The organism is Streptomyces pseudovenezuelae, assembly GCF_001513955.1.
In the GTDB taxonomy this organism is placed as follows: Bacteria; Actinomycetota; Actinomycetes; order Streptomycetales; family Streptomycetaceae; genus Streptomyces; species Streptomyces pseudovenezuelae.
The window spans coordinates 1-12,088 of sequence record NZ_KQ948152.1 but is presented as its reverse complement, the minus strand read 5'-3'; the positions used below and the strand labels follow the sequence as shown (position 1 = coordinate 12,088).

Below are 12,088 nucleotides of genomic sequence, written 5' to 3'. Positions count from 1 at the left end.
CTCACGCGTCCGCCCGGGCCGTGGCCAGCAACTCCTCCGCGTGTGCCCGGGCCGTCTCCGAGTCCTCCTGTCCGGCGAGCATCCGGGACAGCTCGCGCACCCGGTCCTCACCCTCCAGCACCTTCACACCGGAGCGGGTGACGGACCCGTCGTTGGTCTTCTCGACCAGCAACTGCCGGTCCGCGAAGGCCGCGACCTGGGGCAGGTGGGTCACCACCACGACCTGCGCGGTCTTCGCGAGCCGCGCGAGGCGCCGCCCGATCTCGACCGCCGCCTTGCCGCCGACACCGGCGTCCACCTCGTCGAAGAGGTACGTCGGCACCGGGTCCGTCCCGGCGAACACGACCTCGACGGCCAGCATCACCCGGGAGAGCTCACCGCCGGACGCGCCCTTGGCGATGGGCCGCGGCGGCGCACCCGGATGCGGGGCGAGCAGCAGCTCGACCTCGTCCACACCGGCCGGCCCGTAGGCGACCGCACGCCCGCCGACCTCCACGCCCTCCGCGTCCTCGGTCTGCCGGATGGCGAAGGACACGCGCGCGTGGGGCATCGCCAGCGAGGCCAGCTCTGCCGTCACCGCCGCCGCAAACCTCTCCGCGGCATCGGTTCGCGCGTCGGTCAACGCCTGCGCCAGACCGCCCAGTTCGGCCCTGAGCGCGTCCCGCTCGGCGGTCAGCTCGTCGATCCGCTCGTCGTCGCCGTCCAGTTCGGTCAGGCGCGCGGCGCTCTGCTCGGCCCACGTGATCACCGTGGCCACGTCCTCGCCGTACTTCCGGGTCAGCGCGGTGAGCGCGGCCCGGCGCTCCTCGACGGCCGACAGCCGCAGCGGATCGGCGTCCAGGTCGTCGGCGTAGCCCGCCAGCTCCCCGGCCACGTCGCCCAGCAGGATCCCGATCTCCCCGATCCGGTCGGCGAGCGCGGACAGGGCCGGATCGTGCGACCGTACGGCCTCCAGAGCCCGCTGGGCGCCCGCCACGAGCGTCGCGGCGTCGATGCCCTCGGGATCCTCGGGGTTCCCGGCGAGGGCGGCATGGGCGGCCGTGGCCGCGGACGACAGCGCCTCGGCGTGGCCGAGCCGCTCCGCCTCCTCCGCCAGCTCGACGTCCTCGCCGGCCCGCGGCTCCACGCCCGCGATCTCGTCGAGCCCGAACCGCAGCATGTCGGCTTCCTGGGCCCGCTCACGCGCGCGCGTGACGATCTCGTCCAGCTCGACGGAGACCGCCCGCAGCCGCCGGTAGGCCTCGGTGTACTTGGCGAGCGGCACGGCGACGGCGTCACCCGCGTACCGGTCGAGCGCCTGCCGCTGCCGGTTCAGCTTGAGCAGCCCCTGCTGATCGGTCTGCCCATGGACGGCGACCAGCTCGTCGGCGAGCTCGGCGAGCACTCCCACGGGCACCGACCGCCCGCCCAGGTGCGCCCGGGACCGCCCCTCGGCGGAAACGGTACGGCTGATCAACAGCGCCCCGTCGTCGAGCTCGGCCCCGGCCTCCTCGGCCCGTACGACGACGGAGTCGCCGGCGGACACGGTGATCCGCCCCTCCACGACCGCCTTCTCGGCCCCGATCCGCACGAGCGCCGCGTCAGCCCGTCCACCGAGCAACAGCCCCAGGCTGGTGACCACCATGGTCTTGCCCGCACCCGTCTCACCGGTGACAGCGGTGAACCCGGGCGACAACTCGACGACGGCGTCATCGATGACTCCGAGCGACCGTATCCGCATCTCTTCCAGCACGGTGAAGACCTTACGAGGTCCGGGCGGGCGAGTGCGAGGTGCCCTTGTCACCCGGGGGAGTGTCAGGCTTTTAGGGGCGCGGGGAACTGCGCGACAAGCCACATACGACCTCAGGTCGCACAAACTCCCCAAAGCACCCCCTACAGAGCGCTAATGCGGCGCCCCCCGCCACCCGGACACCGGCAACGCGAACTTCGCCACCAGCCGGTCGGTGAACGACGCATGATGCAGCCGAGCCAGCCGAACCGGCACAGCCCCCCGCCGAACCTCCACCCGCGCCCCCGGCGGCAACTCGAACGTCCGCCGCCCGTCGCACCACAACACCCCCGGCGGGATGTGCGGCAACAACTCCACGGCCAGCACGGAGTTCGGCGAGGTCACCAACGGCTTCGCGAACAGCGCGTGCGCCGAGATCGGCACCATCAACAGCGCCTCGACCTCGGGCCAGACCACCGGCCCGCCCGCGGAGAACGCGTACGCCGTGGACCCGGTGGGCGTGGACAGCACGATGCCGTCGCACCCGAACCCCGTCACCGGCCGCCCGTCGATCTCCAGTACGACCTCAAGGAGCTTCTCGGCGCCCGCCTTCTGCACGGCGGCCTCGTTCAGCGCCCAGTCGGTGTGGACGATGTCCCCGTTCCGGTGAACCACGACGTCGACGGTCATCCGCTCCTCGACCTCGTACGCCTTGGTCACCACCCGGTCGACAACCTTGTCGAGATCGTCCCGCTCGGCCTCCGCGAGGAACCCGACACTGCCCAGGTTGACGCCGAGCATCGGCACCCCGGACGCGCGGGCGAACTCGGCGCCGCGCAGCAGCGTCCCGTCACCGCCGAGCACGATGAGCAGCTCGCACCCTTCGAGGCACTGCGGAGTCGCCTCCTTGACGAGCTGGACCTCGGGCGGCAGCGGCAGGTCGGCGGCCTCGTACTCCAGGACGCGCACGCCGATGTCGGAGCGGAGCAGCCCCTTCACGACCAGCTCGGCACTGCGAATGGCCGCGGGCCGCCCGGTGTGGGCGAGCAGGAAAACAGTACGAGCTCGGTTCTGGCTCAACGCGGCCCCTCCGCAACTGCACGGTCGACATCGGCCGGGTCCAGGGCGGGCGCCCCGGCACGCAGCCACAGAAAGTATTCGACATTGCCCGAGGGCCCGGGCAACGGACTGGCCGTGACCCCGTTCACCCCGAGCCCGAGTTCCCCCGCCTTCTCGGCCACTCCACGCACGGCCTCCGCCCGCAGCTGCGTGCTCCGTACGACTCCCCCGCTGCCCAGCCGTTCCTTCCCCACCTCGAACTGCGGCTTCACCATCATCACCAGATCGGCGTCCGGCTTCACGCACCGCACCAGGGCGGGCAGTACCAGTCCGAGCGGGATGAAGGACAGATCCCCCACGACAAGATCCACTGGTTCCCCATCGATCGCTTCGAGCGTCAACTCGCGTACGTTCGTACGGTCCTTGACGGTGACGCGTTCATCGCTCTGAAGAGACCACGCGAGTTGTCCGTACCCGACGTCGACGGCGACCACGTGCGCGGCCCCGGCGCGCAACAGCACATCGGTGAACCCGCCGGTGGACGCGCCGGCGTCCAGCGCCCGCCGCCCCTCGACCACGAGCCCCCGCGGTACGAACGCCTGAAGGGCACCCGCAAGCTTGTGCCCACCCCGGGACACGTAGTCGGGATCGCCGTCGTCGCTCTGCACCACGATCGCCGCCGCGGTCTCCACCTGGGTGGCGGGCTTGGTCGCGACGGTCTTGCCGACGGTGACCCGTCCGGCCGCGATCAGCTGGCTGGCATGCTCACGCGAGCGCGCCAGCTTCCGCCGGACCAGCTCCGCGTCCAGCCGACGGCGTGCGACTCCTGCCACGTTCGGTTCAGCTCCTAGTGCCATACGAGGGTGAAGGCGCCCTCTGGTCGTACGACGGCGAGGGCGCCGGAGGTCCCGGGCGCGCGTCGAGCGCGGTGAGCGCGTCGCGCAGCCCTCGGTGTACATCCTCGTACACCTCCATGTGTCCGTCCGTGGCGAGGTGGTCGGCGTCACCGAGCCGCTCCAGCCGGGCGTCCACCTCGGGGTCACCGGTGGGGGTGCGGACCACGTGCAGAGGCGCGGGGGCGGCGGGGTCGTGCTCGGGGTCGACCGCGACCTCTTGTGAAGGCTCTGGAACAGCGTCGCTCATGCCCAGACGCTACCTCGAACCACTGGGGTACCGTCGATCGCGATGGCCACGATCGAGGAGTGCCGAGCCGCACTCGAGAAGCTCTCCGACAACATGCGCAACGCCGAGGGGGACGTCGCCACCGCGGCGTCCATGGACCGCTCGGTGAGCTGCCGTATCACCGATCTCGACGTCACCTTCGTCGGCCGGATGACGGGCGGCCGGATCGTCGTGCGGGACACGGTCCAAGGCCCTCCGAAGGAGAAGGCCCAGATCAGACTGACCATGGCGGGCGACGACCTGGTGGCGCTGGTCAACGGCGAGCTGAACTTCGCCAAGGCCTGGGGTGCGGGCCGGGTCAAGCTGGAGGCGGGCCTGCGCGACCTGCTCCAGCTCAGGAAGCTTCTGTAGCGACCACGCGCGCGCGTGCCTTGCGCGCGGCCGGCACCACCAGCGGCGTGCCCGTCTCCGGGTCGTCGATGACCTGACAGCGCAGCCCGAAGACCTCCTCGACCAGCTCGGCCGTGACGATGTCGTTCGGGGCGCCCTCGGCGATGATCCTCCCGCTCTTGAGCGCGATGAGATGCGTGGCGTACCGGGCCGCGTGGTTGAGGTCGTGCAGGACGGCGACCAGGGTGCGCCCCTGCTCCTCGTGCAGCTCGGCACAGAGGTCCAGGACGTCGATCTGGTGCTGGATGTCGAGGTAGGTCGTCGGCTCGTCCAGGAGCAGCAGCGGGGTCTGCTGGGCGAGCGCCATCGCGATCCACACCCGCTGGCGCTGACCGCCGGACAGCTCGTCGACGTACCGCTCGGCGAGTTCCGCGACCCCGGTCTGCCGCATGGACTCCTGTACGACCCGCTCGTCCTCGGTGGACCACTGGCGCAGGATGCCCTGGTGGGGGTAGCGGCCGCGGCCGACCAGGTCGGCGACGGTGATCCCGTCCGGCGCGATCGACGACTGCGGGAGCAGACCCAGAGTGCGGGCGACCTTCTTGGCCGGCATCGACTGGATGACCTGCCCGTCGAGCAGCACCTTGCCCTGGCTGGGCTTGAGCATCCGCGAGAGGGCCCGCAGAAGGGTGGACTTGCCGCACGCGTTGGGGCCGACGATCACCGTGAAGGAGTGGTCGGGTATCTCCACCGACAACTGCTCGGCGATGACCCGCTGGTCGTAGGCGAGGGTGACGGTGTCGGCGGACAGGCGGTTCACGGTGCTCCTTGTACTCCTCGGGGTGTTCATATCCGGCCCGCCCTGCGCTCGGTGACCAGGAGCCACAGCAGGTAGACGCCACCGAGGACTCCGGTGACCACGCCCACGGGCAGCTGGTCGGCGCCGAAGACCTTCTGCGAGACCCAGTCGGCGGTGACCAGGAGGGTGGCGCCCATGCACAGGGAGGGCAGCAGGTTGGGGCCGGGCGAGCGGGTGAGGCGGCGGGCCAGCTGCGGGGCGGTGAGCGCGACGAAGCTGACCGGTCCGGCGGCCGCGGTGGCGGCGGCGGTGAGCAGGACGGCGGCGACCAGGAGCAGCAGCCGGACGCGCTCGACGCGTACTCCGAGCGCGTGGGAGACGTCGTCGCCCATCTCCATCATCCTGAGGCCGCGCGCGTTGACGAGGACGAGCGGGACGAGGACGGCGCACAGCCACAGCAGCGGCCACACCTGCGCCCAGTCCCGGCCGCTGAGCGAGCCGGTCATCCAGACGACGGCCTGGGCAGCCTCGGTGAGGGTTGACCTGGTCAGCAGATAGCCGTTGACGGCCGTCACGATCGCGGAGACACCGATGCCGACCAGGACCAGCCGGTATCCGTGCACCCCCTGCCTCCAGGCGAGCAGATAGATGGCGAGCCCGGTCACGAGCCCGCCCACCAGCGCGCCCAGGGTGATCTGGGCCGCGCTCCCGGAGAACAGCACGATCATCGTGAGCGCCCCGGCCGTGGCCCCCTGACTGAGGCCGAGCACGTCCGGACTGCCCAGGGGGTTGCGGGAGACGGCCTGGAAGAGCGCACCCCCGAGTCCGAGCGAGGCGCCGACCAGGAGACCGACGAGGACCCGCGGCAGCCGCAGCTCGTTGACGATGAACTCCTGCCCGGCGTTGCCGTTGCCGACCAGCGTCTTCAGCACGTCCCCCGCGGGGATCGGGAAGTCGCCGGTGCCGATCAGCACGACGCTCGCGGTGAGCGCGGCGAGCAGGATCAGGGCGATGACGACGGTGGCCCGCACGTCCAGCCGGACGGAGAGCCCCCCGGGCGTCCTGATGGCACGGGTGGTCCTCACAGCTGCGCCGTCCTTCGCCGTCGTACGAGAAAGATGAAGACCGGGCCGCCGATGAGCGCGGTCACGATGCCGACCTGGAGCTCCGCGGGCCGGGCCACGAGCCGGCCGATGACGTCGGAGCCCAGCAGCAGCACGGGCGACAGGACGGTCGCGTACGGCAGGATCCAGCGCAGGTCGGGGCCGGTGAAGGAGCGCACGATGTGCGGCACCATCAGGCCGACGAACACGATCGGTCCGCAGGCGGCGGTCGCGGCCCCGCACAGCACGGTCGCGGAGAGCATGGCCAGCGCCCGGGTGCGGTTGAGGTGGGCGCCGAGGGCCTTGGCGGTGTCGTCGCCCATCTCCATCGCGTTGAGCGGCCGGGCGAGGGCGAGGGCGAGGAGCGACCCGATCGCGAGGAACGGCAGCACCTGGAGGATGGTCGAGTTGTTCGCCGAGGACAGCGAACCGACCGTCCAGAAGCGCATCTTGTTGAGCGCCTGGTCGTCGGTGATCATCACGGCCTGGAGATAGCCGTAGAGCGCCGCGCTGATCGCCGTACCGGCCAGCGCGAGCCTGACCGGGGTGGCACCACGGCTCCCGCCCAGGAACCAGACCAGGGCACCGACCGCGGCCGCGCCGAGAAAGGCGAACCACACATAGCCGCTGAGCGAGGTGACGCCGAAGAAGGTGATCGCGGTGACGACCGCGGCGGACGCGCCCGCGTTGATGCCGAGCAGACCGGGGTCGGCCAGCGGATTGCGGGTGAGCGCCTGGAGCACCGCTCCGGACAGGCCGAGGGCGGCGCCCGCGAGCAGCCCGAGGACGGTCCGGGACAGCCGGTCGGCCACCACGACGTCCCCGTAGGTCCCCGTGTCCTGGAACAGTCCGTGCCAGACCTGCTCCATGGACAGCCCTTTTGCCCCGACCGCGATGCTCGCCGTCGCGACGAGCACCAGGATCACTACGGACGCCAGGAGCCCAAGGACTCGTATCGCCCGGCGGGTTGGGGGCGCGGGGGCGGTCTCCGCGCGCTGTTCGGGAGGACTGTCGACCAACACGCAGTTAGGTTAGCCTACCCTGGCAACGGGCTACGATCCCGAGGGCTTGCCGCTCCCGAGCCCACCCGGCCGCTCCCGGACTCACAGGAATCTCTCCGGGCCCAGCGGCTCACAGCCCCAGCCTGGCCAGCGCCTTCCCCGCGTCCAGCTCGCACACACCCTCACCGGCCGCCGTCCAGGCCGCCGCGCACAGCGCCCGGAGTCCGTCCAGGGCCTCGCCGTCACCGTCGAGTTCCAGCCGCTCCTGGCCTGCCTTCGCCGTCCAACCCCCGCACCGGAAGCCGTCCCCCGCCTCGCTGACCTCGGGCTGGCCGGTCAGCATGCCCCGCAGATCGGCGTCCACATAGGTCGGCCGGTGCTGCGGCGGCGCGGCCAGCAGCTGGGGGCCGTCGGTGACACCGGTGAGCACGAGCAGCGAGTCCACCTCGCCGTTGAACGCGCCCTCGATGTCGGTGTCCAGCCGGTCCCCGACCACCAGCGGCCGCTTCGCACCGGTCCGCAGGATCGTCTCGCGGTGCATGGGAGGCAGCGGCTTGCCCGCGACCTGCGGCTCGGCACCGGTCGCGATCCGCACGACCTCCACCGCCGCGCCGTTGCCCGGCGCGATCCCCCGCCCGCTCGGAATCGTCAGGTCGGTGTTGGACGCGAACCAGGGCACCCCGCGCGCGACGGCATAGCTGGCCTCGGCGAACCGCCCCCACGGCAGATCCGGCCCGCCGAACCCCTGCACGACCGCCGCCGGATCGTCGTCGGCCGACTCCACGGGCTCAAGACCCCGCTCGCGCAGGGCCACCCGCAGCCCCTCGCCTCCGATGACGAGCACGCGCGCCCCGGCCGGCACCTGCTCGCTGATCAGCCGCGCGACGGCCTGGGCGGAGGTGATGACGTCATCGGCCCCCGTCGGTATCCCCAGCTCGGTGAGGTGCTCGGCCACGGCATCGGGCGTACGCAGCGCGTTGTTGGTGACGTAGGCGAGGTGCATGCCCCCCTCACGCGCGGTGGCCAGCGAGTCGACGGCGTGCGCGATCGCGTTCCCGCCCGCGTACACCACCCCGTCGAGGTCGAGCAGCGCGGTGTCGTACGCCTCGCTCAGGGCCTGCCCACTGCCCTCGGGCCTCGTCCTTGCGCGCTGGCTCATTCCGCATCGCTCCTCGTTCGACGGCTTTCCCCCGATCATCCCCCATGGCACCGACACCCGTACGATGCCGGGATGAACTCAGCAGGTCACCCGGAAGCAACGGCGCGCCGAGGCCTGGAACTCACCCCGTTCCGAGGCCTGCGCTACGACCCCGACCGGGTCGGCAGCCTGGCCGCCGTGACTTCACCGCCGTACGACGTCGTGGTCCGCCCCGACGGCCTGCACCAGCTCCAGTCGAACGACCCGTACAACATCGTCCGGCTGATCCTCCCGCAGGCGACGACCCCGGCCGAACGCAACGAACAGGCGGCCCGCACCCTGCGCGGCTGGCTCGCCGAGGGCATCCTGGCCGCCGACGCCGAGCCCGGCCTGTACGTCTACGAACAACAGGACGGCGCCGGCCTGCTCCAGCGCGGAATCATCGGCACCCTGCGTCTGTCGGAGCCCTCGGAGGGCGTGGTCCTTCCCCACGAGGACGTCATGCCGCACGTCGTCGCCGACCGCGCGGCCCTCATGCGCGCCACCTCCGCGAACCTGGAGCCCCTGCTGCTCACCTACCGCGGCAACGGCTCGGAGTCCGTCACGACGACCGCGATCGAACGCACGGCGGAGCAACCCCCGCTGCTCGCGACCACCACCGAGGACGGCTACCGCCACCGCCTGTGGTCGATCACCGACCCTGCCGAAGTGGCCCGCATCCAGTCGGACCTGACCCGGCACCAGGCCCTCATCGCCGACGGCCACCACCGCTGGGCGACCTACCGCCGGCTCCGCGCGGAGCACCCCTCCCCCAGCCCCTGGGACCACGGCCTGGTCCTCCTCGTCGACACGGCCCGCTACCCCCTGCGCGTCCGCGCCATCCACCGCCTCCTGCACGGGATCCCGGTGTCCCGGTCCCTGGCGCTCCTCGACGGCCTCTTCCGCGTACGACGCCTCGACGGCCCCCTGGCCGAGGCCCTGGACACCCTCGCCGACGCGGCCTGCGCGGGAAACGCCTTCCTCCTGGCCGGCGACGGCGCCTTCCACCTGGTGGACCGCCCGGACCCGGACCTCCTGGCCCGCACCGTCCCCCAGGACCACCCCACCGCCTGGCGCACCCTGGACGCCACGGTCCTGCACGCCACGCTCCTCGCCCACGTCTGGCACATCCCCGAGGACGACCCCGCGCGCATCGCCTACATCCACGACACGGCCGCCACGGTCGAGAAGGCGGAACGCGACGGCGGCACGGCGGTCCTGATGCACCCGGTCCGCGAGGAGGTCGTCCGCGACCTCGCCCGCCAGGGCGTCACGATGCCTCGCAAGTCGACGTCGTTCGGCCCGAAACCGGCGTCGGGGCTGGTCCTGCGCGCACTGGACGTATGACACAACAAAGGGGCGGGATCCGGGATCCCGCCCCTTTGTTCACATGTTCACCTGGTGCACCGACAACGCAGGTCAGTCCTTGAGGTCGTCTTCCTCAACGTCCTCGTCGTCCTCGTCTTCCACGACCTCCGCAGCCGTCGCGGCCGTCGGGGCCTCACCGTCGCCCTCGTCCTCCTCATCGGCGAAGGCGTCCACGAACTCGACCCCGTCCAGCTCGGCGAGCCGGTCGGAGGCGTCCGTGCTGCCGTCCTTGTCGGACTCGACGGCCTTGGCGAACCACTCCCGCGCCTCGCCCTCCCGACCGGCCGCGAGCAGCGCGTCGGCGTACGCGTACCGCAGTCGCGCGGTCCACGGCTGCACCGAGTTGGAGGCCAGCTCGGGGCTCTGCAGCGTCACGATCGCCGCGTCCAGCTGCCCCATGTCACGCCGGGCACCGGCAGCGACGAGCCGCATCTCCACCTGGCCGGCCTTGTCGAGCTTGTGCACCTCGGGCGCCCCGGCCATGTCCAGCGCCTTCTCCGGCCGCCCGAGCCCACGCTCGCAGTCGGCCATCACGGGCCACAGCTCCACGTTCCCGGTCATCCGCCGCGCGGCCCGGAACTCCGCGAGCGCCTCGCTGTACTTCTGATTGGCGTACGCCGCGAACCCGGCCGCCTCTCGTACGGCGGCGACACGCGACGCCAGCCGCAGGGCCACCTTGGAGTAGCCGTAGGCGCCCTCGGGGTCCTCGTCGATGAGCCGGGCGACCATCACCAGGTTCTTGGCGACGTCCTCCGCAAGCCCCTTCGGCAGACTCTGCAGCTCCTGCCGTACGTCCTTGTCGATCTCCTCGCCCGTGACGTCCTCGGGGATCGGCAGCCGCTTGATCGGCTCACGATCGCGGTCCCGCTCATCACGGAACCGCCCGCCACCGCCACGCCGGTCATCGCCACCGCGCCGGTCGTCCCGCTCACGGAACCCACCGGGCCGCCCACCACGGTCGTCCCTACGGGGCCCACCACGGCTGTCACCACGGTCGTCCCGGCGGAAGCCACCACGGTCGCCACCACCGCTGCGGCTGTCGTCACGGCGGAAACCACCACGGTCCCCACCACGGCTGTCACCACGATCATCGCGACGGAAGCCACCACGGTCGCCACCACCGCTGCGGCTGTCGTCACGGCGGAAGCCGCCACGGTCGTCACGGCGGAAGCCGCCACGGTCTCCGCGGTCGTCGCTGCGTCGGTCATCGCGACGGTCGTCACGGCGCGGCGCGTAGCTGCTGCCACGGTTGTCGTCACGGCGGAAGCCGCCACGGTCGTCGCGGCGCTCTACCCGCTCGCCGCGGTCCCCGCCGCGGTCGTCATCACGGCGGAAGGCAGGCCGGTCACCGTCACGCCGGAAACCGCGGTCCCGGTCGTCCCGGCGAGGACCAGCCGGCCGGTCATCGCGACGGAACGGAGGACGAGCCCCACGATCGCCACCACCACTGCGCTTGTCGTCGCGACGGAAACCACCACGGTCGCCACCACCACCGCGGTTGTCGTCACGGCGGAAGCCACCGCGATCCCCACCACGGCTGTCACCACGATCATCGCGGCGGAAGCCACCACGGTCGCCACCACCACCGCGGTTGTCATCGCGGCGGAAGCCGCCGCGGTCTCCGCGGTCGTCGCTGCGTCGGTCATCGCGACGGTCGTCACGGCGCGGCGCGTAGCTGCTGCCACGGTTGTCGTCACGGCGGAAACCGCCACGGTCGTCGCGGCGCTCTACCCGCTCGCCACGGTCCCGGTCGTCCCGGCGAGGACCAGCCGGCCGGTCATCGCGACGGAACGGAGGACGAGCCCCACGGTCGCCACTACCACTGCGGTTGTCGTCCCGGCGGAAGCCACCACGATCGCCGCCACCACCGCGGTTGTCATCGCGCCGATCGTCACGGCGGGCGTAACCACCACCGCGATTGGCACCACGGTCATTGCCGCCGCGGTCGTTCCCGCCGCGGTCGTTGTCACGGCGGAAGCCGCCGCGGTCCCCCCGGTAGCCTCGATCGCCGCGGTCACCACTGTCCCGGCGTTGCTGATCGCGCTCCGGTCGGTCGTCGGGAGAGTTGGTGGACATGGTGACTCCTGTCATCGGTACTGCAAGCATTCTAAAAACAAAAGGACCCCTGGTCCCAGCTGAACGCTGGGACCAGGGGTCCTCCAAAGATTGTTCGGCGGTGTCCTACTCTCCCACAGGGTCCCCCCTGCAGTACCATCGGCGCTGTAAGGCTTAGCTTCCGGGTTCGGAATGTAACCGGGCGTTTCCCTCACGCTATGACCACCGAAACCCTAATGGTTTCGAGCGAACAAGCACACTTTTCTGTTGTGTGGTTCAAGCTCTAGCCGACAACTGTTCGTTGTC

The 12,088-nt window shown here is 71.4% G+C and carries 11 protein-coding genes, 1 rRNA gene and 1 pseudogene; 2 read left to right on the top strand and 11 right to left on the bottom strand.

From position 1 onward, the window contains the following. Position 1: 1 nt before the first annotated feature. The 4 genes from recN to AQI94_RS43535 all read right to left on the bottom strand — a co-directional run bounded on the left by recN (position 2) and on the right by AQI94_RS43535 (position 3,910). Positions 2-1,720 (bottom strand): DNA repair protein RecN, encoded by a 1,719-nt coding sequence (recN, locus tag AQI94_RS34390; protein ID WP_031048918.1) that lies wholly within the window; start codon positions 1,718-1,720, stop codon positions 2-4. A gap of 162 nt (positions 1,721-1,882) precedes the next feature. Then, entirely contained in the window at positions 1,883-2,788 is a 906-nt protein-coding gene (locus AQI94_RS34385; RefSeq protein WP_031048921.1) for an NAD kinase, read from the bottom strand. Further along, the gene (locus AQI94_RS34380; RefSeq protein ID WP_031048923.1) at positions 2,785-3,600 is read right to left on the bottom strand and encodes a TlyA family RNA methyltransferase; all 816 of its coding nucleotides are present in this window, start codon (positions 3,598-3,600) and stop codon (positions 2,785-2,787) included. The genes AQI94_RS34385 and AQI94_RS34380 overlap by 4 nt, the downstream gene beginning before the upstream one ends. A gap of 7 nt (positions 3,601-3,607) precedes the next feature. Next, positions 3,608-3,910 (bottom strand): hypothetical protein, encoded by a 303-nt coding sequence (locus tag AQI94_RS43535; protein WP_078902799.1) that lies wholly within the window; start codon positions 3,908-3,910, stop codon positions 3,608-3,610. Positions 3,911-3,952: 42 nt separating this feature from the next. On the opposite strand from AQI94_RS43535, the gene AQI94_RS34375 reads away from it, so the two are divergent. Beyond that, entirely contained in the window at positions 3,953-4,300 is a 348-nt protein-coding gene (locus tag AQI94_RS34375; protein ID WP_031048925.1) for an SCP2 sterol-binding domain-containing protein, read from the top strand. Here the strand turns inward: AQI94_RS34375 and AQI94_RS34370 are convergent. The 4 genes from AQI94_RS34370 to AQI94_RS34355 form a co-directional block, all read right to left on the bottom strand. After that, positions 4,284-5,129 carry an ABC transporter ATP-binding protein gene (locus tag AQI94_RS34370; protein WP_078902800.1) on the bottom strand — a complete coding sequence of 282 codons (846 nt, stop codon included), beginning with the start codon at positions 5,127-5,129 and terminating at the stop codon, positions 4,284-4,286. The genes AQI94_RS34375 and AQI94_RS34370 overlap by 17 nt on opposite strands. After that, positions 5,126-6,163: a FecCD family ABC transporter permease gene (locus AQI94_RS34365; protein ID WP_031048928.1), complete on the bottom strand. Its 1,038-nt coding sequence runs from the start codon at positions 6,161-6,163 to the stop codon at positions 5,126-5,128. The genes AQI94_RS34370 and AQI94_RS34365 overlap by 4 nt, the downstream gene beginning before the upstream one ends. After that, complete coding sequence (locus AQI94_RS34360; RefSeq protein WP_031048931.1) at positions 6,160-7,203, bottom strand: FecCD family ABC transporter permease; 1,044 nt, start codon at positions 7,201-7,203, stop codon at positions 6,160-6,162. The genes AQI94_RS34365 and AQI94_RS34360 overlap by 4 nt, the downstream gene beginning before the upstream one ends. A gap of 109 nt (positions 7,204-7,312) precedes the next feature. Beyond that, complete coding sequence (locus AQI94_RS34355; RefSeq protein ID WP_031048935.1) at positions 7,313-8,341, bottom strand: HAD hydrolase-like protein; 1,029 nt, start codon at positions 8,339-8,341, stop codon at positions 7,313-7,315. 72 nt (positions 8,342-8,413) lie between these two features. Between AQI94_RS34355 and AQI94_RS34350 the strand changes: the two genes are divergently transcribed. After that, a complete protein-coding gene (locus tag AQI94_RS34350; protein WP_031048937.1) occupies positions 8,414-9,706 on the top strand; it encodes a DUF1015 domain-containing protein in 1,293 nt (430 codons plus the stop codon). A gap of 72 nt (positions 9,707-9,778) precedes the next feature. On the opposite strand, the gene AQI94_RS46320 is transcribed toward AQI94_RS34350, so the two are convergent. The 3 genes and pseudogenes from AQI94_RS46320 to rrf form a co-directional block, all read right to left on the bottom strand. Next, positions 9,779-10,564, bottom strand: a complete 786-nt coding sequence (locus AQI94_RS46320; protein WP_199814346.1) for a tetratricopeptide repeat protein — start codon at positions 10,562-10,564, stop codon at positions 9,779-9,781. A 153-nt stretch (positions 10,565-10,717) separates the two neighbouring features. After that, positions 10,718-11,395 (bottom strand): annotated as a pseudogene (locus AQI94_RS46765) (hypothetical protein); the annotation flags it as partial. Between the two features lie 500 nt (positions 11,396-11,895). After that, positions 11,896-12,012 (bottom strand): 5S ribosomal RNA (rrf, locus tag AQI94_RS34340). Positions 12,013-12,088: the final 76 nt, after the last annotated feature.